The sequence below is a fragment of the Paenibacillus sp. H1-7 genome (genome assembly GCF_022354825.1).
In the GTDB taxonomy this organism is placed as follows: domain Bacteria; phylum Bacillota; class Bacilli; order Paenibacillales; family NBRC-103111; genus Paenibacillus_S.
The window spans coordinates 125029-150208 of the sequence record NZ_CP031168.1 but is presented as its reverse complement, the minus strand read 5'-3'; the positions used below and the strand labels follow the sequence as shown (position 1 = coordinate 150208).

Annotated in this window: 22 protein-coding genes; 10 read left to right on the top strand and 12 right to left on the bottom strand. The window is 54.5% G+C overall.

The genetic code is table 11. The features are described from left to right. Positions 1-42: 42 nt before the first annotated feature. Together DVH26_RS00720 and DVH26_RS00715 are read right to left on the bottom strand one after the other, a co-directional pair. Positions 43-1185, bottom strand: coding sequence for an MGDG synthase family glycosyltransferase (locus DVH26_RS00720; RefSeq protein WP_239630696.1), 1143 nt, complete (start codon positions 1183-1185; stop codon positions 43-45). 351 nt (positions 1186-1536) lie between these two features. Next, positions 1537-3102 (bottom strand): AraC family transcriptional regulator, encoded by a 1566-nt coding sequence (locus DVH26_RS00715; RefSeq protein WP_239630695.1) that lies wholly within the window; start codon positions 3100-3102, stop codon positions 1537-1539. Between the two features lie 170 nt (positions 3103-3272). Between DVH26_RS00715 and DVH26_RS00710 the strand changes: the two genes are divergently transcribed. The 3 genes from DVH26_RS00710 (at position 3273) to DVH26_RS00700 (ending at position 5870) form a co-directional block, all read left to right on the top strand. Further along, positions 3273-4127 carry an ABC transporter ATP-binding protein gene (locus DVH26_RS00710; RefSeq protein ID WP_239630694.1) on the top strand — a complete coding sequence of 285 codons (855 nt, stop codon included), beginning with the start codon at positions 3273-3275 and terminating at the stop codon, positions 4125-4127. Positions 4128-5160: 1033 nt separating this feature from the next. Beyond that, complete coding sequence (locus tag DVH26_RS00705; RefSeq protein ID WP_239630693.1) at positions 5161-5364, top strand: hypothetical protein; 204 nt, start codon at positions 5161-5163, stop codon at positions 5362-5364. Between the two features lie 233 nt (positions 5365-5597). Beyond that, positions 5598-5870, top strand: a complete 273-nt coding sequence (locus DVH26_RS00700; protein ID WP_239630692.1) for a hypothetical protein — start codon at positions 5598-5600, stop codon at positions 5868-5870. 37 nt (positions 5871-5907) lie between these two features. On the opposite strand, the gene cidR is transcribed toward DVH26_RS00700, so the two are convergent. Then, on the bottom strand, positions 5908-6798 hold the full coding sequence (gene cidR / locus DVH26_RS00695; RefSeq protein WP_239630691.1) for a cidABC operon transcriptional activator CidR: 891 nt from the start codon (positions 6796-6798) through the stop codon (positions 5908-5910). 111 nt (positions 6799-6909) lie between these two features. On the opposite strand from cidR, the gene DVH26_RS00690 reads away from it, so the two are divergent. Continuing rightward, the gene (locus tag DVH26_RS00690; RefSeq protein ID WP_239630690.1) at positions 6910-7287 is read left to right on the top strand and encodes a CidA/LrgA family protein; all 378 of its coding nucleotides are present in this window, start codon (positions 6910-6912) and stop codon (positions 7285-7287) included. After that, positions 7284-7970, top strand: a complete 687-nt coding sequence (locus DVH26_RS00685; RefSeq protein ID WP_239630689.1) for an LrgB family protein — start codon at positions 7284-7286, stop codon at positions 7968-7970. Before DVH26_RS00690 ends, DVH26_RS00685 begins: the two co-directional genes overlap by 4 nt. Positions 7971-8345: 375 nt before the next feature. Here DVH26_RS00685 and DVH26_RS00680 read toward each other — a convergent pair whose 3' ends face one another. Next, on the bottom strand, positions 8346-9179 hold the full coding sequence (locus tag DVH26_RS00680; protein ID WP_239630688.1) for a helix-turn-helix domain-containing protein: 834 nt from the start codon (positions 9177-9179) through the stop codon (positions 8346-8348). Between the two features lie 123 nt (positions 9180-9302). On the opposite strand from DVH26_RS00680, the gene DVH26_RS00675 reads away from it, so the two are divergent. The 4 genes from DVH26_RS00675 to DVH26_RS00660 all read left to right on the top strand — a co-directional run bounded on the left by DVH26_RS00675 (position 9303) and on the right by DVH26_RS00660 (position 13654). Further along, positions 9303-10847 carry a GMC family oxidoreductase gene (locus DVH26_RS00675; RefSeq protein ID WP_239630687.1) on the top strand — a complete coding sequence of 515 codons (1545 nt, stop codon included), beginning with the start codon at positions 9303-9305 and terminating at the stop codon, positions 10845-10847. 21 nt (positions 10848-10868) lie between these two features. Then, entirely contained in the window at positions 10869-11297 is a 429-nt protein-coding gene (locus DVH26_RS00670) for a gluconate 2-dehydrogenase subunit 3 family protein (RefSeq protein WP_239630686.1), read from the top strand. A gap of 91 nt (positions 11298-11388) precedes the next feature. Next, positions 11389-12216, top strand: coding sequence for an AraC family transcriptional regulator (locus DVH26_RS00665; protein WP_239630685.1), 828 nt, complete (start codon positions 11389-11391; stop codon positions 12214-12216). Further along, positions 12200-13654 carry an aldehyde dehydrogenase gene (locus DVH26_RS00660; RefSeq protein ID WP_239630684.1) on the top strand — a complete coding sequence of 485 codons (1455 nt, stop codon included), beginning with the start codon at positions 12200-12202 and terminating at the stop codon, positions 13652-13654. The genes DVH26_RS00665 and DVH26_RS00660 overlap by 17 nt, the downstream gene beginning before the upstream one ends. Before the next feature lie 57 nt (positions 13655-13711). Here DVH26_RS00660 and DVH26_RS00655 read toward each other — a convergent pair whose 3' ends face one another. The 6 genes from DVH26_RS00655 to DVH26_RS00630 all read right to left on the bottom strand — a co-directional run bounded on the left by DVH26_RS00655 (position 13712) and on the right by DVH26_RS00630 (position 20924). Continuing rightward, positions 13712-14806: a Ger(x)C family spore germination protein gene (locus DVH26_RS00655; protein WP_239630683.1), complete on the bottom strand. Its 1095-nt coding sequence runs from the start codon at positions 14804-14806 to the stop codon at positions 13712-13714. Continuing rightward, positions 14803-15894, bottom strand: a complete 1092-nt coding sequence (locus DVH26_RS00650) for a GerAB/ArcD/ProY family transporter (protein WP_239630682.1) — start codon at positions 15892-15894, stop codon at positions 14803-14805. Before DVH26_RS00650 ends, DVH26_RS00655 begins: the two co-directional genes overlap by 4 nt. Further along, the gene (locus DVH26_RS00645; RefSeq protein WP_239630681.1) at positions 15875-17329 is read right to left on the bottom strand and encodes a spore germination protein; all 1455 of its coding nucleotides are present in this window, start codon (positions 17327-17329) and stop codon (positions 15875-15877) included. Before DVH26_RS00645 ends, DVH26_RS00650 begins: the two co-directional genes overlap by 20 nt. 262 nt (positions 17330-17591) lie before the next feature. Continuing rightward, a complete protein-coding gene (locus tag DVH26_RS00640) occupies positions 17592-18461 on the bottom strand; it encodes a transglutaminase family protein (protein WP_239630680.1) in 870 nt (289 codons plus the stop codon). Next, positions 18458-19411, bottom strand: a complete 954-nt coding sequence (locus tag DVH26_RS00635) for an alpha-E domain-containing protein (RefSeq protein WP_239630679.1) — start codon at positions 19409-19411, stop codon at positions 18458-18460. The genes DVH26_RS00640 and DVH26_RS00635 overlap by 4 nt, the downstream gene beginning before the upstream one ends. A gap of 46 nt (positions 19412-19457) precedes the next feature. Next, positions 19458-20924, bottom strand: a complete 1467-nt coding sequence (locus DVH26_RS00630; protein ID WP_239630678.1) for a circularly permuted type 2 ATP-grasp protein — start codon at positions 20922-20924, stop codon at positions 19458-19460. 426 nt (positions 20925-21350) lie between these two features. Here DVH26_RS00630 and DVH26_RS00625 point away from each other — a divergent pair, with 426 nt between their 5' ends. After that, a complete protein-coding gene (locus DVH26_RS00625; protein WP_239630677.1) occupies positions 21351-22007 on the top strand; it encodes a cell wall hydrolase in 657 nt (218 codons plus the stop codon). Positions 22008-22065: 58 nt separating this feature from the next. On the opposite strand, the gene DVH26_RS00620 is transcribed toward DVH26_RS00625, so the two are convergent. Together DVH26_RS00620 and DVH26_RS00615 are read right to left on the bottom strand one after the other, a co-directional pair. Beyond that, the gene (locus tag DVH26_RS00620; RefSeq protein ID WP_239630676.1) at positions 22066-23484 is read right to left on the bottom strand and encodes a YfcC family protein; all 1419 of its coding nucleotides are present in this window, start codon (positions 23482-23484) and stop codon (positions 22066-22068) included. Then, on the bottom strand, positions 23477-24685 hold the full coding sequence (locus tag DVH26_RS00615; protein WP_239630675.1) for a M20 family metallopeptidase: 1209 nt from the start codon (positions 24683-24685) through the stop codon (positions 23477-23479). Before DVH26_RS00615 ends, DVH26_RS00620 begins: the two co-directional genes overlap by 8 nt. Between the last annotated feature and the right edge of the window lie 495 nt (positions 24686-25180).

The window sequence follows — 25180 nt, the reverse complement described above, 5'->3', positions numbered from 1 at the left end:
CCCTTCCTCCATTATACTTTTTTGCTTAGTATCCCCCGCTTATTACGGATTATTTACCATCGGCACGGTACGGTCGATCGTTCGGAGGACATCCTCCACGATGAATTCCGCAGCGCACTTGGATTGGATCCGCTCCATGCGGTATTTGATTTCTGCAGACAGCAGCTCATCGCCGAAAAAGCGGCGGATCTGGTCCGTCAGCTCCTCGGTGCTGTAAGAAATGGATGCAACTCCTTTATTGGACAGAAAAATGGCGTTTTCTTTCTCTTGACCCGCGAACGGCTTATAAATAAACAGCGGGATGCGCAGCGCAAGCGATTCCGATAAGGTAAGCCCGCCCGCTTTGGAAATAATACAGGAAGATAAGGCCATAAGCTGATGAATATTATCGAGGAAACCGAAAATATGAACGTGCTGCTCATCCGAATATTGAGCTAGAAGCTTCTGCTCCAGCTTGGCGTTTCGTCCGCACACCACGGCGATTTGACAATCGTCGATGGCCAGAAGCGGCCGGATCATATCATCCACGTTGCCGAGAACGCCGTAGGAGCCGGCCAATATAAGAACCGTTTTGCGATAAGGATCGAGAATCGTCCGGAATTCATTATGGCTCGAAGCATCGTAACGGATAAAATCGCTGCGGATCGGAATCCCGCTTACTTCGATTTGGTGCCGCGAGCAGCCGTACGATGCAAGCTGATCCTTGATCTCCTCCGCCGCCACATAATATTTGTCAATATGCGAGTCCACCCACCGGGAATGAAGGGCGAAATCGGTAATGATGGTAAAGCACGGGATTCTCAAGCTGCGGCACAGCTCCGCCGTCGCCCCGAACGGAAACGTGTTGATGATCGCGTCCGGCTTCTCTTCATCGATAATTTCCTTGAGCTTCTTTTTGCCGATAATCTTGAAATACCGGTTCCAGGCAAGATCCGGCTTGGTCTCGCGCGTCATATAGTAGCTCCAGCCGTAATAATCGAGGCCGAATTTGGAGGATTGCGTGCTTTTTAAATATAAGGTCGTTGTAATGCTATTCAAAAAAGGATGCGCTTCTCTCATGAGATCGACGACTCGAACTCGTTCCGTACCCCGGGATAAAAAGGACTGTTTAAGCGCTCGCGCCGCTTGCAAATGTCCGTCACCATAGCTCGCCGTCAAGATCAAGATGGTCGGTTTGTGGTTCATAGGAGCCTCCTCTCTCGGTCAAACAATCATATTACCACCATCATAGTTATTTCCCCGCGGAAAATAAACCACTCTGCAGCCCGATCATCAATATTTCACTCCAAATACATATCTACGTAGCACACCCTTAACAAATGACTGAATTGGAGGACGACGGGCAATCGCCCTATCGCGAATTAACAAAAAAGCCTGCCGATGGAGATGGTTGTCATGCGAACCATTCTTATCAGCAAGCTTATTGTATCACGGTTTGAGCGGTCGTTCACGCGAAACGCTCTATTGGACGACTCTGCAAAGCAAATCCCTTCAACTGCAGCAAATCCTTCTTGAGATTTTTGGATTTGCGAAACTTCAGGAGCCTTTGCTCATTAAATGGTTGACCGTTTGGTCCACCAGTCCTTCATGAGCCGCCGCGTTGTACAGGAGAGGGTCGTCATGGCGGATGAACAGACACCGCTTTTTCCCGCGGCTTCGTCTCAGCTGCCTCCATCTTAGCGCCAGATGATCGCAGAAATCTTCCGATTTGGCGTGTCCCACCAGAAACAGGATGTTATCGCAATCGATAGCGGCGACATCACTAAGCGAGGTGACGTCCAGCGCGCCGATCTCACGGGCGGGCTCCGGCGGCTGCACCTGCAAATCGTCGTAAAACAAATCCTTCATCTTCTTCATCTGCATGCCGAAGACGCGAAACCGGTGTTCGTCCGCTGCGTGTACAAGCAGTACGGGATCGTCCCCCAAATGCTGGCGGACATGAAGCCGGGCGTTCTCCACCTTCATGTCGAAGTACGACAGCCAGTGCTCCGCTACGCTCTGCAGGTCGAACAGCTGGCTTATATCGAGCAGCCGCTCTTTCCAAGGATACTTTTTCCACGGAATGACGATAACCGGCGCTATTTGGATCAGCTCTTGGTGAATATCATCCGGGATCGGAGGAGCCAATATGAGCTCGGGCTCCATCTGGCGAATTTGCTTCAGCGGGATCTCAGGCTGCTCGACCCACCCGCGCTCCAGACTTAGCTCCGGCGTAATTCCCAAGACGGACAAATCCCCGCGCAGCACCGGTGACAGGCAGGCGATCCGCTTCTTCGTACGGGCCGCAAATTCGGTCGGCGTGAGTCCCAAGTGCTTCTTGAACATTCGGCTGAAGTAATATTCATCCGGATAACCGACGGAGTGAGCCGCCTCGATGACCGAGGACTTCGATCCCGCCAGTAAGGTCAGTGAAGCGTCAAGCCTCCGCTTTGTAATGAATTTATGCGGGCTAAGCCCGGTCTGTCTGCGAAAAGCCTGATAAAACCGGCTCGGGCTCGCTCCCGACAAGCGGGCGATATCCTCTATGTCCATAGGCTCGCTGTAATGCTGCATAATATAGTGCCGGGTCTGCTCTACATACTCCACCAGACTCTTCTCCATTTCCCGCGGCTTCTGCACGATCATCATCAATGCGGCGGCCATGGCGTATAGATGCGACTGAAGCTGGTAGAACAATGCAGGCTCCCGTCTCCCGATATCGCCGAGGAAATCCTGCACCCAGCTTCGGGCTTGAGGCGTCCGGAAGGTATACAGCCGGAAGTCTTCAACCAGACGGAACGGCTGTAAGGGAGAGCCGGAGGCCGGCACGCTCGTGGAGCACTGGAAGCGGATGATCAGCATAAAGGCGGTCGAGGCGGAACTATTATCAATGGCGCACCGGCAGTCAGGCGGAATTAGGAACGTCTCTCCGCACAATACTTTGCCCGAGCTGCGCATGGAATTCGATTGCAAACTCACGTTGCATTTCTCCTGCAATACAAAGCCGAAAGCATGCTCATCCCCGGTTACGATAACTTGGCTCTGCTCGGCCTGGAGCTTACACTCTTCCGTTGCCATGTATTCCAGGTAATAATGACGAATGGAGTCAGGCTTGTACCGCATGGTTTTCACATCCCTTGTCAGAGGTAGCTATTCCATAAGATTTTATGTGAAAATGATTATCATTGTCAAACGAATTTTGTATTGTCTTTTGCCCGTTGTTTCTTTATAATTGAATGAAAATGATTATCATTATTATCGGAACGACTATGCTTCCTGAAGGAGAGGAACAGATGGAACGCTTATACACGAATCAGTTAAATATTGCTTATGGAGAACGCTCCATTGTCGATAACCTGAATATTAGCATCCCCCCTGGTCAAATTACCGCCCTTGTAGGCGCCAACGGATCGGGTAAATCCACCATCTTGAAGACGATGGCGAGGATTATGAAGCCCAAAAGCGGCGGCGTGTTTCTGGACGGCAAGTCCATCCATCAGCAATCGACCAAGGAAGTCGCCAAGCAGCTGGCGATTCTTCCGCAAAATCCGATTGCGCCCGAAGGCTTGACCGTATCGGAGCTTGTCACCTACGGACGGTTCCCGCATCAAAAAGGCTTCGGATCGTTATCTCCCGACGACAAGGCGATCGTCCGCTGGGCGATCGATATGACCGGCATGTCGGAGCTTTACGATCGCCCTGTCGATCAGCTGTCCGGCGGACAGCGGCAGCGCGCATGGATTGCGATGGCTCTCGCGCAGGGCACCGATATTTTGTTCCTCGATGAGCCGACGACGTTCCTGGACATGGCTCATCAGCTCGAGGTGTTGAAGCTTCTGCAAAAGCTCAACGATGAAGAAAAGCGTACGATCGTCATGGTCGTCCACGATCTCAATCATGCCTCCCGCTACGCGCACCATATGGTCGCGATCAAACGCGGGCAGGTCGTCAGCAGCGGCACGCCGGAAGCGGTCATGACCCTCGACGTGCTCAGGGAAGTATTCGGCATCGAGGCGGACATTATCCGCGACCCACGTTCGGGTGTCCCTTTGTGCCTGCCGTACGAGCTGGAGCGCGAGCTTGCTAGCGCCAAGCAGAAGGAAGCCGCCGTGGATGCCGCTCAAGAGAAGCTTGTAGCCGCACGATAGGCGTTGAAAATCCCCGTATTCCGACTGGAGCGTTTGCTGTCGAGATGCGGGGATTTTTTTAGTATGGGCGGGCATATTTCCTTTTGGGTGAGGCACTGTCGTTTGCCACGCTGCGGGTCTTACAGGCGGCGCAGCCTGCGCTCCGGCGTGCTGTAAAGCGGAAAAAGCGCCTTACAGCTCTGAAAAACCTTACACCTCGCGGTTTCAAACGCTTGTAAGACGGAAAATCCGTCTTACAGGCGGCGCAGCATGCGCTCCGGCGTGCTGTAAGGCGGAAATAGCGCCTTACAGCTCCGAAAAACCTTACGCCTCGCGGTTTCAAACGCTTGTAAGACGGGAAATCCGTCTTACAGGCGGGGTAGCCTGCGCTCCGGCGTGCTGTAAAGCGGAAAAAGCGGCTTACAGCGTATATGGCGGAAGGGGCTACATTTTAGAAGGCCTCCGCGGACCTAAAGAAATCAAAGAACGATAATAGCGTTATCCAATTAATTCCACATGCAACATTTGCAACCCCTGCTCCGTCTAGATGGATGTCGACACGATTTACTTGTTAAGGATTAATCCTTCTATACACAAATAGAGATAAGCAACATCAGAGGAGCATCACCACGAAAAAGGTTAGGATTACCCATTACCGCAACGCGCCCATAGTACTCAGCATGACCTTGGCTGCAGCCACTACTCGCCAATTCCGGCGCACGAGGAGCAGGCTTATTCCGAGTTCGCAGGAAACCAAGACCGGCTGCACCCAGGTCAATCAGCTGATGCTGCTGTTGCGCAGTAAACGGGGCGCTCGGCTGCAAAGTCGTGTGGCACCGAAAAAGCGAAAAGGCTGTTATGTTACGCTGCATGCGTGTCATAACGGCCTTTTTCCTTTAATGTAGTTAAACCTGCTGCCCTTACGAACGATCACAATGCCCCCATATGCCTGAATGCAGCATGCCGCAAATATGTGTTTGCCAGATGCTCCTTCGCCTAAACCTCAAGGACATCCCTTTCATATGCTGTTATTACAGGATAAGGGGGATGCGCTATGGCTAAATCCAAACCGAAAGCGAAGTCAAAAACAAACGTAAAGACCTACAAGCATCGCATCGGCAAAAATCTGTATATCGTCATTAACATATCCCAGTCCGCGAATGCAAAAACAGAGCTGGGCAATGCGTTGGCAAGCAATGCGGTCAATGTTGCCGTTTTCAAAAAGCAAAAAGAGGAAGCCAAAGCAAAAAAGAAATAGCGAAGCCCAAAGTTGAACGACGTTTCTATATACCGGCCATAGAGCCGGTTTTTTTGCGTTTACTGCCGGTTGCTGCCAGCTTCGCTAAGACGACCAGCCTCCTTCTCAAGAGCGGTGCCCTGCAATACCTTTACGGTTGCCACTGAACCATCCATTTCCACTATTTGGAACACATCTGGTATAATGGTGAGATGAATGCATCCACCTTCATGCCAAAGGAGGCCGTTACCCCTATGATGTCCGTTAAGGATAGTGACAATAAAGCAGACATGGAAGCCCTTCATACCGAGTTGTGGAGCAAGCTGCAGGACCGGGACGAAGCTCATGCGAAGCAATTGCTGCAGCGCTGGATCGGCCAGCTGGACCTCCCTCCCCGCTTGAGCGTTATGGCAAGCGCTAAGGAGATGGTCTTCACCAAAGGCTTCTGGGTCGCCGTCTTCGTCGGCTGTACGCTGGCTCCCTTGCTGTTTACCTTCATTGTGTGGGCTGCCCTGCTGGTCGAGTAAAAGGAGTCCTGCAGCTGCTGCGGTCCTAGGGACAGATTCAAGTGGCAGGCTGCAGCATGCTTTTCGCAAAAGCAATCCACTCCCGGGCCGCGAACGATAGATAGCTGTCCTTGCGCCAGATCATCGCCAAATGCCACGGGATGGTCGGATCGGTCAAAGGAATCGTCCGCATCCGCTCCGGGTCGAGCTCCCGGCATATCGCCTCCGGCAGCAGCGCAATCCCCAAATTCGCCGCGACCATCTCGCTGATAAAATCCCATTGGGAGCTTTTGTACACGACATTCGGCTGAAACCCCAGCTTCTCGCATTCGTCCAAAATCCGGTCATGCAGCGCAAATTCCTCATGAAACAATAAAAAGGAGTCGTCCCTCAAATCGATGAGCGAGGCGGTCTTATGCCCGGCCAGCCGATGTGCAGGATGAACGACAAGCATCAGCCGCTGCTTGACGAAGGAAAACGACTCGAACAGGTCCTCCTTCGTAGGCAGCAGAATGACGCCGATGTCCAGCTCTCCCGCCCCTACGTCCGCCTCCACCTTTTTCGACCCGTGCTCGAACAGCTGCAGCGTAATGCCGGGAAATTGCTCACGGAACCGTCCGATCACTTTGGGGAAAAAGCTCGCTCCCACCATCGGCGGCAAGCCGATCCGGATCCGCCCCCTTCTCGCCTGCATCAGCTCATCCAAATGCGCCGTCATCGTATCGAACGACTGTACCATATGCTGTGCCTGTCCGAGCAAAACCATCCCTGCATCCGTCAGCTCGATCCGCTTGCCGAGCCGCTCGAACAGCAGAACGCCCAGCTCGTCCTCGAGATTTTTGATCATTTTGCTGATGGTCGGCTGTGTAATATAGAGCGCCTGCGCGGCTTTCGTGAAGCTCTTCCACCGGGCAACCTCTACAAAATATTGCAAATGCCGCATATCCATACGGGGAGCCCCCTTTGATCCATAGACAAATGGAATGAAAAACATTCTGTATATGTATTTTACCTATGAAAGAAGCTGCTGTACACTTTCCTATGAAAGGGGCTGGCAGCCATGCAAAAAGCTTTGAACATCATAGCGCAAATTGCGCTGTTAATTATATTCTCCTGGGCGATGAACCTACTTATCGCCTGGCTTCATCTGCCGATTCCCGGCAGCATTCTTGGCATGCTCGTCTTGTTCGTGCTGCTGCAAACGAAAATAGTGCGCAGCGAATGGCTCGAGGCCGGCTCGAACTGGCTGATCGCCGAGCTGCTGCTGTTTTTCGTCTCCCCTGCCGTCGGCATCATCGGTTACCGCCAGCTGCTCGTCAGCGACGGCTGGCGAATTGCGCTTATCGTTGCCCTCGGTACGATTGTGGTCATGATGAGCAGCGGCTGGGTAGCGCAAGCCATAGCCGCAGCCAGACGTAAGGAGAGTGCCCGTCCATGATCATCGGCGCGTTGAGCTTTCTTGCCACCGTCATTATTTATATTGCAGCCAAAAGGCTCCACCGATTCAAGCCGTCGCTGCTGCTGTCGCCTATCATCGTGACGCCTGCGGTACTCGTCATTCTGCTTCTGGCGACGGGCACTTCCTTTGAATCCTACAATACCGGTGCTCATTGGCTGTCCGATATGCTGCAGCCGGCGACCATCGCGTTTGCCATTCCGCTATCCAAGCATTTTGCGCTCATCAAAAAACACGCTGCCGAAATTCTGGTCAGCGTGCTGTCAGGCTCGGCAGTGGCCGTCGCCTCTTCCGTATGGATGGCCCGGGCTTTGCGGCTTAACGATCAGCTTGCGTTCAGTCTGCTCCCGCATTCGGTTACCACGCCGATTGCCATGAACGTCTCCCAGTCTATCGGAGGCATCCCGACCATTACGGCTGTGGCTGTAATGATGACAGGCATCTTCGGCTCCATCATCGGCCCTTATGTCATCCGGATGTGCAACATCCGCGGCGATATCGCCCGCGGCGTGCTGCTCGGTACGAGCGCTCATGGAGCCGGCACGTCCAAAGCCTTCGAGTTCAGCAGCGTTTCCGGGACCGTATCCAGCATCTCGATGATCCTCGCGGCCGTCATTACGCTGTTCGTCACGCCATGGATATTGGCCGCCGCTGCCGGTATTTAAAACATAAACTTTAGTTCCAATATTAAGAAACCATTTCCTCTGTTGCAAAGACGAACGGCGCCGCTTGATTTATGATGGCCTTGTATCGGCTTCTCGCGAAGCATCGATTATGGGCCCATAATCGTTTGCCGGGCGCCGTTCGCCGTCTTGGCGGACCGCCTCCTGACCTTAGAAAGCCGCAATTCCTCTCTTCTGCCGGGGCCGGGTCCTGCTAACAGCTAACGTTTCCCTAATGGCCAAATAACACTCGGCCTGGCACGGCAGCACTCCTTAGAGCAACACGGACGCATGACATATTGGTTTTACAGCAGCCCAGCAGCTTCATCATGCATTTTCTGCTTCCGGTCATTCTGCTCCCCGGCACCCCTGATACCGTCATCCGCTTCTGCCGGGCTCTTGCATTTTATGCAGCGTTCGATATTTGTTCGGCGGCATTTGAACCGCATCCTTGAAGATGCGATAAAATGTGGAAACGGTTTCAAATCCGAGTTCAAAGCAAATGGACGCGATGTCCTTGTCCGTCTCGGCCAGCATCTGCTTCGCCATCCCGATGCGGATATCGGTCAAATATTGCATGGGAGTCAAGCTGTATTGCTCCTTGAAAATGTTGTTGATGTAGCGCAGACTGATCCCTTGCTTGGCGGCGATATCGCCGGCGTTCACAATCTCAAAATAATGCGTATCGATATAATGGCGAATGCGCTCCGCTCTCAGGCTGTTGGCATCCGTCGCCTGCTGCATATGCAGCGAACGGGCCAGAACGATCAGCAGCTCGGACAAAATAATTTTCATCGCAATAGCGCCCAGCTTGCCTGCGCTCGACTGCTCGTACAGCATTTTGCGCAGCAACTGCCTAAGCTCGCCGCCGGTTAACGGATTCGGCTTGCCCAATTGCGACATCCCGAAATACGGATGCAGCAGCTCTTGCCTCATAGGCGTATCGAAGATCCTTTCATCAAAAGCAAGCACAAGCACGGTCAGCCTCGAATCGGATACGATCGCGTGCTCCGAATTCGGCACGATTACGGCGACCCGGTCTTGACTGTACTCGGAGCTTTTTCCATTCAACGTAATCTTGCCCTGACCTTCCAACGCATACAAAATCTGATGCACTTGATGATGATGGGGTTTTACCACATCGCCGTCGACATGTTGAAATTCATACATCAGCATTCCCTCAGCCGGTAATTCGATCCACTGCAAGCTCATATGGAATTAACTCCCAAATATTCAAATATGCTGCCTAATGCTTATTGTCATTATATGCCGTCCATCCGTTCCATAACAAGTGCAAACACTTAAATCCAGCTTATTGGGAAAGGGGTTCAACAGATGCCAACACAGCCTGTCGATGTCATCGTCGTCGGCTCCGGAGCCTGCGGCGGACTCGTCGCCAAGGAGCTGGCCGAGCATGGCTTCTCCGTTACCGTTATCGAAGCAGGTAAGCGGTTCCAACCGGATCGGGACTTCGCCAATGCGGAAGCGAATCATGCCCGAATCCAATGGACCGAGCCCCGCGTATACGCCGGCAAGCACCAGGTCGTGCCCAAGACCGGCATCGGCGTCGGCGGGGGCACGCTCACCTGGCTCGGCGTCATGCCGCGGTTCCATCCGGAGGATTTCCGCACCTACAGCCTGGAGGGCGTAGGGGCGGACTGGCCGATCGGCTACGAGGACCTGGCGCCTTACTACGCCAAGGTCGAGCGTGATTTCGGCGTCGCCGGCGACTGCGGGCCGTACGCGCCCGAGCCGTACACGCTGCCGATGCCGGCGCACCGCTTCAGCTGGCACGCGCAGGTGCTCGCCCGGGGCGCGCACAAGGCCGGGGCGCAGCCGTTCGCGCCGCCCATCGCCGTGAACTCCGTCGAGTACGACGGGCGTCCCGCCTGTACGTACTGCGGCTGGTGCGCCGCCGGCTGCCCGACGGAGGCTAAGGCGACGAGCCAGGGCACGTACCTGGCGAAGGCGGAAGCCGCCGGTGTGCGAGTGATCAGCGAGGCGTTCGTGCATCGCGTCAATTACGCCGCCGCCGCTGGCCGGGTAACGGGCGTCCTGTACCTGGACGCCGAAGGCAACGAGCGCGAGCTAACGGCTCGGCTCGTGATATTGGCGGCTCACGCGGTCGAAACGCCGCGCTTGCTGCTGCTGTCGGCCTGCCCGAGCTTCCCGGACGGGCTGGCCAATTCGAGCGGCGCCGTCGGCAAGTATATGCTCAGCCATCCGACATGGCAAGTCTTCGGCACCTTCGACGAGCCCGTCAATGCCTATAAGGGCATTCAGATGGGACAGGTGATGGTGCAGGATTATTACAAGCCGGATGCGCGCAACGATTATGCCCGAGGCTTCATCCTGCTGTCCTATATGATGACGCCGGTCACCTACGCAACCTTGAGCGGCGACTTCGTAGGAGCGGAGCTCAAGCAATTTCTGAAGGACTACCCGTACACGGCCGCCTGGTGGGCTCATGCCGAAGGGCTGCCGAGCGAGCATAATACGGTGACGCTGGACCCTGACGTGAAGGATCACCGCGGGCTTCCAGCCGCCAGAGTCGCCATCGAGTGGCTTGATAACGATATCAAGCTGGCCGGCGCGGCGCGAGATAAGGCCGTCGAGCTGATGGAGGCTTCCGGCGCACGCAAGGTGCGCGTAGGCCTGAACTACGGAGCCCATGCTATGGGCACCTGCCGGATGGGCAGCGACCCGGACTCCTCCGTGGTCAACGAATTTTGCCAGTCGCACGATATACCGAACCTGTTCATCTGCGACACGAGCGTATTCGTCACCGGCAGCGGGCTGAACCCTACGCTGACCGCGATGGCGATCGCGAGCCGCGCTGTCGATTATATCGCCGCCAATGCGCGGCAGGGGCAATGGTAACCCAGGAAGGAGAGCCGACCAATGAGTACGCAATACTTAAGCGAGGCGGAGCAGGCCAAGCTGCTCGCCCTATTGGCTAACGGCGTTATCCCCGCCGACGAGACGGATCGAGGCGCAGCGGAGGCGGATGCCGGCGCCGTATTAGCCGCGAGAATCGCACAAGGCGTTCACGCGAAGCTCTATTCATTAGGATTGGATGCCGCATGCACAGCAGCCCAAACGCAGTTCGGCAAGCCGCTCGATCAGCTCGAGCCAGGGCAGATCCATGAAGTGCTGCTCGCGCTAAAGGCCACCGTCCCCGGCTTCTACAAACAGCTGCGGGGCGATGTGACCTCGCTGTACTTGAACACTCCCGGCGTATGGGAACGGATCGGCTTCCCGGGGGCTTCGGCCCATGCGGGCGGATATCCCGATTTCGACCAGCCCCAGCAGGACCGCCGTAAAGGCTAAATCCGGTCCCGGCAGCCGTATAAAGTACAAGGTTCCGGACGCTCTCTGCCGGCAAGGAGCGGACGCAAAACCGCAAGGGGTGGATCGGCTCATGCTTGGCATCCGTTTATATGAAATCCGGCATAGCGACGGCGACGTCATGACGGAGCACCATCATGACATCCATCAAATATTGTACGCGCTCGACGGCTTCGGCCAAGTAACGCTGGACGGGGTGAGCTCCGATTTCGAGCGCGGCAGCGGCGTCGTCATCGTGCCTCATTGTCCTCATTCTATCGTCTCCGCCGCCAACTTAACGGTGCTCGTTCTCGAATTTGACGAGCAGCTGCTGGAGCAAGAAGTCCGACACCGGCTGCTCCATAAAGAGTTTGCCGGCTCCAGGCTCGTCAAGCTTCACGGGTTCGGGGACAACGAACTGCGGCAGCTGACGCGCAAAATGCTGTTCGAGCAAACCCGCAGCGCGCTCCTTCACAAGCTCGCTATCGGAACCTGCCTGGCGGAGCTGCTTCTCCTTCTCGCGCGGTGCCAGCCGGTCTCCGGCATGAACGGCATGCGGGCGGAGAAGCTGCGCGACTATATCGATACGCATTACTATACTATAGCGAATCCCGGCGACTTGTCCGCCAGACTCGGCGTCAGCGCCCGCCATTTGAACAACATTTTCAAAGAACGGTATCACATGACGCCGCTGCAATATGTAACCGAGGTTCGAATGCGTCTTGCGAAGCAGCTGCTTGCGGAAACGGATAAAGACATTGCTTCCATCTGTTTCGAGCTCGGCTTCGAGACGCTGTCTACCTTTTACAGAACGTTCAAAGGAGCCTTACAGATGACGCCGAACGGCTACCGCAAGCTGTACCGCACCGGCTGCGCCACACCCAATCCAAAGGAGGAGCTAATCCATGGAAACGATTGTTAAAGGTATGGATTGTCTGCATTTCATCGACGGGAAGTATGTCCACTCCCAGGAGCCGAAGACGTTTGCCAATATCAACCCGGCGACGGAAGAGATTCTCGGCCAGGTGGCCGAAGGCGGCAAGGCCGAGGTGGATCTCGCCGTAGAAGCGGCCGCGCGCGCATTTCACGGAGGCTGGAAGCAGTCCAAAATCAGCGAGCGGGCGGCCATTCTCCGCAAGATCGGCGACCTGATTCTGGCGAGAAAAGACGAGCTCGCCATGCTCGAGACGCTGGACACCGGCAAGCCGCTCTGGCTGTCTACGAACGTAGACATTCCGCGCGCCGCGGGGAGCTACCACTTCTACGCCAACTTCATCTCGACGATGGGAACGGACGCCTATCCGATGGAGGTCGGCGCGATGAACTTCGTCGTGCGCCGTCCGCTCGGCGTCGTCGGCATGATCAATCCTTGGAACCTGCCTCTGCTGCTGCTGAGCGCGAAGCTGGCGCCCTGCCTCGCCATGGGCAACACCGTCGTCCTGAAGCCCGCGAGGTGGACGCCGATGACCGCCACGCTGCTCGGTGAAATATGCCAGGAGGCCGGTCTGCCCGACGGCGTCATCAACATCGTCAACGGCGCCGGCCGCACCGTCGGAGAAGCAATGTCCGAGCATCCGGACATACGCGCCATCGCTTTCACCGGAGAGACGACGACCGGGAAAAGCATTATGAAAGCAGGCGCGGCAAGCCTGAAACGGGTCTCCTTCGAGCTCGGCGGCAAGAACCCGAACATTATCTTCGCCGACTGCGACCTGGACGAAGTGGTGGACACCTCGCTTCGCAGCAGCTTTATCAACCAGGGCGCCGTCTGCCTGTGCGGCTCTCGCATCTATGTGCAGCGGCCGATCTACGATGAATTTCTGGAGAAATTCATCGCCCGCACCCGCCAGCAGGTGGTGGGTGACCCGCTGCAGCCGAATACGAGCATCGGCGCGTTGATCAGCGAGCAGCATTACGAGCGCGTGCTGCAATACATTCAGTCGGCCCGTGAGGACGGCTGCGTCATCGAGACCGGCGGCGGACGCGCCAACGTCTCGGAACGGGGCTTTTACGTCGAGCCGACGATCATTACCGGCGTGAACGACGATTGCCGCGTCATCAATGAGGAAATATTCGGCCCCGTAGTGACGGTACAGCCGTTTGATACCGAAGAAGAGGTTATCGGCTATGCCAACGATACGCATTACGGCCTAAGCGCCTCCGTCTGGACTAAGGACAGCAGCCGAGCCTTCCGTGTAGCGCATCAGATCGAAGCCGGACTCACCTGGGTGAACACCTGGTTCCTTCGCGATCCGCGAACGCCGTACGGCGGCGAGAAGCAGAGCGGCATCGGCCGGCAGGGCGGGATGTTCAGCCTCGACTTCTACAGCGAAGTATCGAACATTTGCATCAAATACTAGCATAGCCTAAAAGCCGCCTCCCCTTATTGCCGTGAGAGGCGGCTTTTTCCCTGCCGCTCAATAGATAATTCCCGGTCTGGCTATTTCCACCATAACGCTCGGCTGAATCTTAATATGCGGATAGGTACGGTTCCAATCGGTCTTTTTCCAATAATCGTGATGGAAAGCAATAAGCCTTCGGCCTATGCCGAATATGTCGCAATTGGCCTGCTGTAGTCTCCTTATGACCTCTTGAGCATTTCGGTTCAGCTCTTTGGTTATCCGGGCATTCAACTGCTCAACCCTTTCCCGATCCACCAAATGGTCTTCCGCAAACTCCTCTACCTTCACCTTCAGCTGCAAATCGATATTGGCAAAGACCTCGTCGCCCTCCATCCACACCTGAAGATTTCGCTTGATCTGGAACACCTGGAAGGTCATGAAGCTTCCTGTTTTGCCCGATGTCCCTGCAGGCACCGTGATAGCAGCCCGCTTCCCCATCTGATTGGCCAGCAGCAGGCAAATGATCGCATCACGCCCTTCGAGCGCGCCTGTCATCGTCTGACTGTTAAATAAAGCAATCCCCGTCACAACGGCCCCCTCCGTCCCATGCTCAATATAAGGCAGGACAAAGTCTTGCCCGGGATCAAACATGATCGTACAGATGGATTGAATATTGACGTTGGGTACAAGTGACGCTGTTTCGGCGCTGACGATTTGCTTATCGAGGTTCAAAATCAGATTCGGCTTGATTTCGTACTCCTTTTTCATAAATGCTTCGGCCCGTCCCTTTACGACGGCGATTTTGGCGTTGAGCGCGCTTTTCGGATCACGGTAAAACACATCGAGAATCGTATAGATCTTCTTTGTCGCCATCTCCTCGCCGATCAGCACGAACCGGTTTTTGGACCCGTCCGGCACCAGATTCAATCTTTTCCCCAGATTTAATCTGGTTTCCCGGGCTGTATGCCCCGTTACCGAGATGACCTGCGGTGTGTTTTTTTGGTTCGTCACGTCGGGCAGCACGAAGGTATCCAGTATATTTCCATCAGCATCCTCATCAATGCCTAGCCCGATAATAAGCCGAACATCCTTTAGCAGTGTCTGATCCCAGCATCCGGTAACCAGACTAAGAGAGATCAGACCGATAACGACAGGGCAGCCTCGTCTCATCCCCCCACCTTCCTTCTCCCCCTAATGCCGCTCACGGTGAGCATCAGTACAGGTAATATATAAATAAACACGATAGTCACGTCCGCAAAGAAATTATTCACATCCTGGATGAGAAGATAGTTATGGGAATACCAGGCCAAAACCGAGCAGACGACTACCACAACCAGCGTGACTTTGGACGTATTGCTCACCTTCAACAGCTTGCTCAAGCTGACGGATGCGAGGAACATGTAGCTCACGATAGACGTCATGACGATCACTACCCATATCGACAGAAACAACAGATCGGTCCGCTCCACAATTCGGAACGAGAATGTTTTGAGCATATACAGCACAGGCTCAGGGATGAGCTTGAGCTCCTCCGGGCTGTAAAAGATGAAACACGACAAGGTAACCAGCAGGTAGAACAGAATAACGAAGCTATAGGATAAGATCATGCATTTCAAAATGTCTTTGCTGTTCCCCTTAATGTGGGGGTATGCGACGAACAGCAGCTCGAACCCGGCCAATGTAATTACGGCCTCCTTAATTCCCCTCCAAATATTCTCCATACCGGATTGACCTACCGGCAAAATATAAAGCATATTTCCTTCGGATATCGGGAAAAAGACCAGCACGATGAGTACGAGTAAAAGTACCGAGATCATTACGTCAAATCGGGCGATGACACGAAGCCGTTCTTTGGCCAAATAATAGCTGGTGACCGCCATTAATGCGACAATGACCCATTTGGGCGTCGTGGGAAAAATCCATGCATTAATAATCCGGGTATAATTCATCAGGACTATACTGGCTATGCCCATAAAGTAGCCTATATACAATGCGCTGATCAAATTACCCGCCAATTTCCCAACCAACCGAGGGAGGATTTCGACCAGCATCTGGCCGGGGTATTTCCTGCATACCATCCATACCAAAACAACCGCGATTTGCGTAATCAGGCCCGCCAGGAGCATGGATATCCAGCCGTCTATGGAAGCCTTGGAATGCAGGTTGTAAGGGAGCGTTAGCGCCCCCTCACCAATCGCCGTCTGGACGGTAAAGAAGCCGAGCTGCGCGACCGATATTTTATTTTTTTCGGCGATCATGCTTTTCCCACCCTCTAGAGAACAATTGACGCAGCATTTTATTGGGGAGGCTGTCCGACGGGCGCGTATTCATCAGCCATAAGGGCATACGGATGACGGAATCTTTCAGACCCTTCCATCGGAAAGGAGCAATCGGATAAAAATACGGAGTCCCGAAGCTTTCGAGCTTGCACAAATGAATCATTATAAAAGCGAAACCGAATGTAATGCCGAGCAGCCCGAACGTCGCAGCCAGCACCATCAGCGGGAACCGCAAAATGCGCACCGTTTCCCTGAACTCATAGGAAGGGACGACAAAAGAAGCGATGGCTGTGGATGCTACCACAATGATCATGATGTTGGAGACAAGTCCCGCCCTCACGATGGCTTCTCCGATGACAAGTCCTCCTACGATGCCGATGGTTTGGCCGACGGCCGTATGCAGGCGAAGACCGGCTTCTCTCAGCAGCTCTATGGTTAATTCCATCAGCAGGGCCTCAATAATAGGCGGGAAAGGAATTTCCAGAACGGCGCTCTGCATAGGCAAAATCAATTCATTCGGGATCGTCTCGAAATGAAAGCTGACTACGGCTATATATAAGGCAGGCAGGGTCACCGCAATTAGAAAGCTCGATATTCGCAGCATCCGGAAGAAGCTGCCGTTAAGCCAGCGGATGTTGTAATCGTCCGGAGACTGATAAAAGGCGAAGAAGCTTACAGGAAGCAGCAGCGCCTTGGCCGAGCCTTCCGCCAGCAGTGCCACTCTCCCTTCCATCAGGTTTGCCGTGACCCTGTCCACCCTCTCCGTGCTTACGGTTTGCGGGAACGGAGAGAGTGGCGTGTCCTCGATAAACTGCTCGATAAAGCCGATCGACGAGACATGGTCAATTCGGATAGAGGCAATCCGCAATTCCACCTCCGACAGCAGCTCTTTGTTGGCCAGCGTTTCCATATACAGCATCGCCAGCCTTGTATTCGATTCCATACCGACGCTCATATAGCGAATCATCAAATCTTTCGATACGACTTTTTTGCGGATCAAGTGGAGATTCGTGTCCAGCCTCTCGATAAAGCCCTCGTGGGAGTCCCCGTACACTTTCTCGTTAACGGGCTCCGTCACGCTTCTTTCAATAGAAGAGGACGTATCCAGCAGGTAGGCGTCATCCATTCCGTCCACAACTACTACGCATTTGCCTATCAAGAGCGCCTCAACCGCATGCTCCAGTGAATCGGTCATTTGCAGCAGCCCCGGAGGCAATACATCCGTTATTTGCCTGTCCTGATTTCGCAGCAGCGGCTGGATGAGCTGCTCATCCAGCTTTTGATGACTGGTCAACGTAAGCAGGTAAATAATGTCGATCAGCTGTTGACGCCTATGCAACGTATGTATTTTCAAATCCTCGGTTCCATTGAACACGGCAAGGAAATATTCCCGCATGTCTTGCAAGGAAGACATCAGCTGCCACCTCCTGTACCCGTAAATTCGTCATCCGCTGTTTGTTCCAGAATCCTTCGGGAGCAAATAATAACCAAAATCCTCCTTGTACGGTAGTTTGCTCTTGAACCCCACGTAGTTATTCAAGCCGGGCACGGACGAATGAACGGTCCGCTTCAAGCTGCGAAAAAAAAGGATAAAAGACGCGGATCGACACACCCGCTCTTTTATCCCTCATTATAGCTGCTGCTTCCAGCTAGAAACCGTGACGACGGCGCAAAGCTCACGCCTCAAGCAGCCGTACGTCCACCTTCACCTCAAGCTGCTGACGGCCCGAGCCGCGGTAGACGCCTTTGACCGGGACGATGTCCTGATAATCCCGGCCATGGCCCAGCTTCACATAACGCCAATCGACCTCCGAATTGTTGGTCGGGTCGAAGCCGAGCCAGCCGGTGCCCGGTACGTGCACCTCGACCCACGCATGGGAAGCCTGCTCGAAATCGGCGCTGCCGCCTTGCAGATCGCCGACAAAATGGTAGCCGCTTACATATCGCGAAGGCAGCCCCAGACTGCGGCAGACCGCTATCATCAGATGCGCGTAATCCTGGCATACGCCCCTACGCAGCTTCAGCGCATCGTTAACGGTAGTGAACACGTCGGTAGCCGCAGGATCATACGTGAAGTCGGCATGAATGCCTTGCGACAGCGTTCTCGTCCATGCCAGCAAGCCCGCGCCGGTAAACGGATATTTCATTGCGTACTGGCGTACCTCCTCCGTTATTTGCGTATACGCCGTCGGCAGCAAAAACTCAATGTAGCGGTCCTGCAGCGGGTCGCTGTGCAGCAGATTCAGCTCTTCCTCCAGCGTAAGCGCCGATACCGGTCCTTCGCCCGGCTTGCGGTCCAGCGTGACGACTGTAGCTTTGGTCTTGATCACAAGCTCCCGGTGAGCCTTGTTGACCGAAAAGGCATGAACCCGGTTGCCGAAATAATCCTCATAGGTCAATAAGGAAGCGGCCGGCTCTATCGACACTTCATGATGATAGCACGACTGGCGGTAATTGGTCCGTGGTGTCAGCCGCAGCTCATTGACACTGTCCGTAGCCGGGTCCTCGTAGCGGTAGCGCGTCACGTGACAGATCTCGATCTTCATGCGCCGACCTCCTCGAGGTGAAAAAAGGCCGCGGCCATCGCCCTCCCCAGCTTGCCGCAGGACTGCATCAAGCCGTCGAGCAGCGGCTGAACCAGAGGCAGCGCCATGTCCTCGCGCTCCAGGCAGGCCAAATCCGCCTTCAGCTTGCCGGCCTGCCGAATCGCCTTATCCCGCGGGCCATTCAGATCGAAGGAGGCGAGCTCCATCTGCCCCATATGCTCCTCCAGCCGCTCAAAGGAGAATTGGATCGATCGTGGAAATTCGGCGTTGCCGATGAGAAATTCCATGATCGGCTCCACGGTGACTTTGTCCGCGTAATATTTGCGAAACGCCTGGTAGCCGCTGACCGATTTCAGCACCGCCAGCAAATACGGGTATGCCGGCGCCTGATCCTCGCGAATCGCTCCAAGCACCGATTGCAATATGCGCACCGTATTTTCCGCCCGCTCCAGATAGCGCCCGCTCTCCATGAAATGCCACTCATTTTCTCTTGGCATCACAGACTGCTGGACTCCATAGAACATGGCCGAGCGCTCCTTGATTTGCTTATAGAACGGATGCGGCGATTCCTGCAGTATATCGTCCACCTGCTTCTCGCCAAGCCATAAGTAGAAGGCGTTCAGTACCTCCCACAGCTCGCTCGGCAGCTTCTCCCGCAGCGTCCGCAAGTTGCCCCGCGCCTGGCTGACGCAGGAGAACAACGAATTGGTGTAGCCGCGGTCGAGCGTAATGAAGGAGAGCACATCCTTTTGCGTAAACAGATCGAATTGCTGCAAATAATCCGTCCGTGCTCCCAAAGTATCTATGAGACGCTCCCATTTATTCGCCTCATTGTCGAAATCGCCCTCGTGCTGAATATGGTAATGAACATCGATCAGTCTCGCATGATTTTCCGCTCTCTCGATATACCGTCCGACCCAAAACAATGCTTCTGCGTTACGATTCAGCATACGGAGTCTCCCTTCCCGTTATCGCCATAGTACAAAGCTTTCCTTCCTACGCCAATACCCAAGTATCCTTGCATCCTCCGCCCTGAGACGAATTGACGACCAAAGATCCTTCCTTCATCGCAACCCGCGTCAAGCCTCCGGGGACGACATGCAGCTCTTCCTCCGCCCCCATCAGGACGAACGCCCTTAGATCAATATGCCGCGGCATCATGCAGCCGTCGCCAAGAATCGGCGCCCGGGAGAGCTGCACAGTAGGCTGGGCAATGTAGCGTCCGGGGTCTTGGCGGATTTGCTCGGCGAATACGGCAATCTCCTCCTTACTTGCCGTTGGTCCGATCAGCATGCCGTAGCCGCCGGAGAGGGACGTCTCCTTGACTACCATCTCCGGGAGCCGTCCCAGCACATAGTCTCTTTCCTCCGGTCGGGAGAGCAGATATGTCGGGACATTTTGCAAAATCGGCTCCTCCTGCAAGTAGTACCGGATCATTTCGGGTACGTAAATGTAGATCGCCTTGTCGTCCGCTACTCCGGTGCCCGGCGCGTTCGCGATCGCCAAATTGCCTGCGCGGTATGCGTTCATAATGCCGGCAACCCCAAGCATCGAATCGGGCTGGAAAGCGAGCGGGTCCAAATAATCGTCGTCAATACGGCGGTACAGCACGTCAACCTGGCGCATCCCTCCGATGCCGCGAATGTAAAGCTTGTGATCCATAGCGACCAGGTCCCTTCCTTCCACCAAATGGATGCCCATCTGCTGCGCCAAAAAAGCATGCTCGTAATAAGCGGAGTTATACTCTCCTGGCGTCAGCAGGGCGATCACCGGGTCCGGTTTGCCGGATGGAGACAGGCTGCGCAGCGTGCTGAGGAACCGGTTCAAGCTCAGCTCCACATCGCGTATCGAGCAGGAGAAGGATAGCTCCGGGAACAGCTCGTTCATGATGGAGCGGCTTTTAAAGAGGTAGGAAAATCCTGATGGAGAGCGCAAATTGTCTTCCAGCACATAATATTGCCCATTCGCATCGCGGATAAGATCAATGCCCGATGTGGTGATATATGCGTTATGAGGAACCTGGAGCCGCATCATTTCCGGCCGGAAATAGCGGTTCGCTACAATCATGCGCCGCGGCACGATCCCGTCCTTAATAATATGCTGCTCGTTGTAGACGTCCTGCACGAACCGGTTCAGTGCCTTTACCCGCTGGATCAGACCCGCTTCGAGCATCCGCCATTCTTCGGGGGGGATAATTCTCGGAATGAGGTCAAAAGGGAGTGTCCGCTCCAACGGCTGAAGCTGCTCGGGCTTATACAGCGTGAACGTAATCCCTTCCTCCATCATTCTCCGCTGCACGGCTTCCTGCTTTAACGCCAATTCCTCCGGACGCGACCCCGAGAACCGGGCGTAGACCTGTCTGTAATGCTCTCTTACGCAGGCGCCCTCACCCCCGCCGAACATTTCATCGAAATACGGCCCTAACGGATAAGGCGTACCGGGTACAGGATCCATTTTGTTCATGCAGCCATCCCCTCTCCAACAGCATCATTATGTTAGATTTAATAACACAAATTTCCGTTTCCAGTCCAAAAAAACCGAATATTTTTGTAATATATGTATATTATCATATGGTTTATGCGATTTTGTGTCAATATAGTTGACACTAGTAAACGTTTTATTCAAAAAAAAAATTTTCTAGCTGCCTGTTCTCTTTGGAATAACACCCTTCTAAATTCGTTGGAGTTGAATTAGAGTCAGCCGGACGACAAATACTACTTCTAACGATATGGAATCCGAATATATGGAAATTTACCGCAATACTTCATCGTCTCGACAGCATTAACTAAAGCCGCGCCAGCGCTGCTTTTTCCGGCACATTCCAATAAATACTGGTTGAACATCGCCACTTGCTGCTTCATAATCAGAACCCGAAAGGGGAGATGCAGGATGAAGGCCAAACACTGGAAATTTTTCACCTTCCTTATCCTATTATGCTTGACCACGATAAATGGACTGGCTCCGCAAGCTCAAGCGGCTCCGGCACCACTATTAAAGCAAGGCAGCACAAGCGGCGACGTATGGGACTTGCAGTTCCGATTGAAGCTTGCCGGATTTTATCAGCTTCCGCTGGATGGTCTTTACGGCCCGAACACCGTGTCCGCCGTCAAACGATTTCAGACGAACTACGGGTTGAATCCCGACGGACAAACAGGCCCGCAAACATGGACCGCTTTGAAGAAATACTCTCTGAATAAAGAAGAGTTGGACATATTGGCTAAAGTCATTTACAGCGAGGCTCGCGGGGAATCGTATACCGGGCAGGTTGCTGTCGGCGCGGTTGTGATGAACCGGCTGCAGTCCGGACAATACGGAGATAATATTAAGGACGTTGTCTTCCAAAAAGGCGCCTTTACGGCTGTAGCCGACGGCCAATACTGGCTGACACCGGACAGCACGGCTTATATGGCCGCCCAGGACGCAGTACGCGGATGGGATCCGACCTACGATTCGATGTATTACTTCAATCCGCAAACCGCTACAAGCAAATGGATTTGGTCGCGGCCGCAAACTGTTCAAATCGGCAATCATATTTTTGCAAAATAAATCGGCTTTACAACAAAAAGGCGTTTCGACGGTCTCTCGACCGCGAACGCCTTTTTCCTTACGAATATTGAATCACATTGGCGACGATGACGAAGATCGCCCCGGCCACCAGCCAGGCAGCCATCAACGGCCAGAAAAACCGGACCCATTTCTGATAAGCGATACCGGATACCGCCAAGCTTCCCATCAAGGCCGAGGAGGTAGGCAGGATCATGTTCGTAAACCCGTCTCCCAGCTGGAAGGCAAGCACCGCCGTCTGTCTCGTCACTCCAAGCAGATCGGACAGCGGAACCATGATCGGCATCGTAGTGACCGCCATGCCGGTTCCCGATGTAATGAAGACGTTCATTACGTTTTGGAACAAGTACATACCCAGTACCTGTACCGAGCCCGGCAATTCTCCAACCAGGACGGACAAATGATACACGATCGTATCGATGACGCTGCCATGATCCAGCACCACCATAATGCCGCGGGCCAGGCCGATAATAAACGCGCCGTACGTGATCGCGCTGGCTCCCTTCACGAACTCCTTGGCGATCCGGCTCGGGCCGTAGCCCGCACAGAAACCGGACACGATCCCCATTGTCAGGAATAGCGCAGCCAGCTCCTCCATCCACCAGCCTTTTTTGGAGACGCCCCATATCAATAGGCCGAAGCCGATAACCACCGTGGCAATCGTCAAATAGTGTTTCAGCTTCATGACCGGCAAATGCGAGAAGTCGAGCTTCGTTCCCGTCCCCTCCGACTCCTGCTCCAGTTCGTACACAAGCCCGCCTGCCGGGTTAGCCTTGACCTTGGCCGCATAGCGCATCAGATAGAAGCTTGTAATCGCGATCAAGCAGACGAGGAGGATGATCCTGAGCCACATGCCCGAGAACATCGGGAGCTGGGCTATCGTTTGGGCCAAGCCTACGTTGAACGGATTCAGGATGCCCGCCGTGAAGCCGCAGGAGGCACCGAGCGAGATCATCGCCGTTCCCGTAAGCGCGTCGTAGCCGAGAGCCCTGGCGATGGCTATGCCGATGGGCACGAACACCATCACCTCCGTGGACATCCCCATCGTGAAGCCGCCTACAGAAAAGAGGGAGAGGAATACCGGGATGACCCAGATGCCCTTATTGGCGAAAGCCTTCGCTACTCTTCCCGTGACGGCTTCGATCGTCCCCGTAGACGAAATAATTTGAAATGCTCCGCCGATGATGAAGATGAAGAATACGACATCCGCCGAATCGACAAGCCCGTGGACGATCGATTTCGGAATGTCCACCAAGCTTACGGGACTGGCCTCGACCGGATGGTAAGAGCCTGTTACGAGCAGCGATTTGCCCGTCGCTGTATCCTTGACCCGGTCGAACTTCCCGGCAGGCACGGCATAAGTAAGCACGGCCGCCACCAATACCAGAATGATCAATATGACGTAAGTATGAGGCATTTTCAGCCATTTGCGAGGGCCGGCCGCCTGCGCATTATCCATGTTGTCGTCCTCCCTCTTTGTCCCGCTTCCACTGCTCGAATTCCTCGCGCACTTCACGGAACGCTTCCTTATCGACGCACAAATCGTAAGCGGTCATCGCGAGTGACTTCGCCGCCTGATTCAACTCGATCATACCTTCCTCCGCTCCGGCCAGCCGGCAAAAATCCGGCGTATGCGTCGTCGCGTCGCCGATGCGGATATACGGGTGAATCGTAGCCGTTATCTGACCCACATTGCCGATGTCGGAGGAGCCGACGCCGCCTTTCTTCGGTGGATCGCACACTTCGATGCCCATCTGCTCCAGATTGCTCTGAAACAGCCGCGCCATAGCCTTGTTGTTGTTGCGCTCGGCGTAGATCAGTCCTTCCGCGATATCTACCGTCGCTCCGACTCCTTCCGCCGCACTGCGCACGGCCCGGTACACCTTCTCGCGCACCTTCTCCAGCTCCCCGACCGTGGCCGCCCGGAGAATGAATACCGCTTCGCACAGCTCCGGCACGACATTCGGGGCATCGCCGCCCTTCGTAATGATGCCATGGATGCGCACATCCTCCTTCACGAACTGGCGCAGCGAGTTAATCGCTACGAAAGCGTTGATGAGCGCATCCAGCGCGCTGATTCCCTTCTCCGGCGACGACGAGGCGTGCGCCTGCTTGCCGTGGAACGTGAAGGTCGCATCGACGCAGGCAAGAGCGCCCCGCAGCACCATCGTCTTGCTTTGCGGGTGGACCATCATCGCCGCATCGATGTCGTCGAACACTCCCTCGTTGCACATGATGATCTTGCCTCCGCCCTCTTCCTCGGCCGGAGTCCCCAAGACGACGATCTTGCCCGGCAGCTGTGGGCAAGCATCCTTCAATGCCAGCGCCGCCCCGACGGATGCGGTTCCGATCAGGTTATGGCCGCAGGCGTGCCCAATCGCCGGAAGCGCGTCATATTCCGCCAGCAGCGCGATGACCGGCCCGCCGGGAGCTCCTTCCCACGTCGCCCGAAACGACGTTTCGAGCCCGGCAATCCCCCTCTCCACGGCAAAGCCCGCCGCCTCCAGAGGCTCGATCAGCCATTCGCGGGCTTTATGCTCATGGAAGCTGAGCTCCGGATTCGCATGAATTTGGGCCGCAATCGCACGCAGCTGTCCGTCTCTTGCATCGACAGCTTGTTGAATGCGCGTTTTTTCACTGCTCCATTCGTCTTTATTCATTATATCTACCACCTTGTGTTATACTTCATCACATTCATTGATCGGCCGAATATTTATGCAACATGTTTGAATTATTGTAAATCGGCCCGGGCGATAAGTAAAATCAATAGTTTTTTGCGCTTCACCGAAAAAAATTTAATGGCATGGAGCCAATAACCGTTAGTATTGTTGGGTTTGTTGCGTTCATCTGCAATGCCGGCTCCATCACCTATCGATCAAAGACGGTTCGGCATCTCATCGTTTCGTGAAGCAAGCTTCCGTCTCCCTTACAATCAAACAGCATAATTATTCATCGCTTGCCCGGGCAACAGATGCGATTATCCCCAGGCGGCACCTTATCGGCCTGCAGCGCCGGCTTGGGGCGTACCTATTCGTTTTCGGCAATATTTTCTACTTTCCATAAACCCTCGATCCTGCACTTTTGTACGGTTTGGCGTACTAAGTATGAAATAAATAAGTACTTTTCAAGCCCTTCTCTCCCGGCCATAATGAGCG